At 40.3% G+C, this 621-nt stretch carries 1 protein-coding gene; it reads right to left on the bottom strand.

The window, feature by feature from the left end:
* Window positions 1-621, bottom strand: a 621-nt coding sequence (locus tag K8344_RS13985; protein WP_237609295.1) for a hypothetical protein, incomplete at both ends; no start/stop codon positions are given.

Here is a 621-nt window from a genome sequence, read left to right as displayed (position 1 = left end):
AGCTATATCAAGTACAACACTCCAAGCATCAAATCCAAAGTTACTTCCAATAACGGTTTGTGAATCTGGAACTAAATTTGTTTGCGAAGTAATTAAGGCTCCAGGAGCACCAGAACCATCGTCTGCGTAAATAAACACATCAACATTATCAGCATTAACTCCAGAACCTTCAGCTCCAATAAATGCTGTTATCGTAATTGACTCTAAAGTCATATTCTCACCATCAGCAACAGTTAAGTCATTAGCCGCAATTCGGCCTAAGTTTTTAAGGAAACTCTTACCATTTTCAAGACCATTACTCGGACCTGTAGTAACGCAAGGACCTCCTGTTCCTCCGCCACCAATTGGCTCACATGTACCATCGAAGGTATAAACCCCTTCTAATGTTGAATCAACTACGTATCCTCCACCTAGACCATCGTCATAAGCTTCTCCATAACCAATAACTCCAGCAGTAGAATTTTCCCAAAAAGTATTACTTCCGTCTGTTGGCTCAAGGGATAAACCTATCCAATAAGTAGTATCAGCACCATTTTGTCCAGGCAGATCAACATCAGCTATATCAAGTACAACACTCCAAGCATCAAATCCAAAGTTACTTCCAATAACGGTTTGTGAATC

The sequence above is a fragment of the Aequorivita xiaoshiensis genome (genome assembly GCF_022008395.1).
Classification (GTDB): domain Bacteria; phylum Bacteroidota; class Bacteroidia; order Flavobacteriales; family Flavobacteriaceae; genus Aequorivita; species Aequorivita xiaoshiensis.
Note: the sequence above shows the minus strand (reverse complement) of the source record. Positions and strands in the feature narration are given on the sequence as shown.